The sequence below is a fragment of the Janthinobacterium foliorum genome (genome assembly GCF_978021625.1).
Genome location: NZ_CDXDQE010000086.1, coordinates 1 through 329, shown reverse-complemented (window position 1 = coordinate 329; position 329 = coordinate 1). Strand labels below are relative to the sequence as shown.

Annotated in this window: 1 protein-coding gene; it reads left to right on the top strand. The window is 71.4% G+C overall.

Translation table 11 applies throughout. The features are described 5' to 3' along the window. Nucleotides 1–329: ShlB/FhaC/HecB family hemolysin secretion/activation protein (locus tag ACZ92H_RS29610; protein WP_465051993.1), on the top strand; the 329-nt coding region annotated here is incomplete at both ends.

Genomic DNA, 329 nt, shown 5'->3' with positions numbered 1-329 from the left:
GTGATCGCCACGGCGCCGCTGGAGCGGCGCCTGCTGCTGCTGTCGGACTTGCCGGGCGTGCAGGTCAGCTCGACGCTGGCGCCGGGCGCCTCGCTGGGCGCTTCGGACCTGATCGTCGACGTGCAGCCGGGATCGCGTGTCAACGGCAGCATCGACGTGGACAACCAGGGCAACCGCTACACGGGCCGCAACCGCATCGGCGCCACCCTGAACATCAACGAGCTGGCCGGCATCGGCGACGTGGCCACCGTGCGCGCGTTCACCTCGGCCGATGGCTTGAACTATGGCCGCCTGGCCTACCAGGGGCAGGCCGGCCTGCTGCGCCTGGG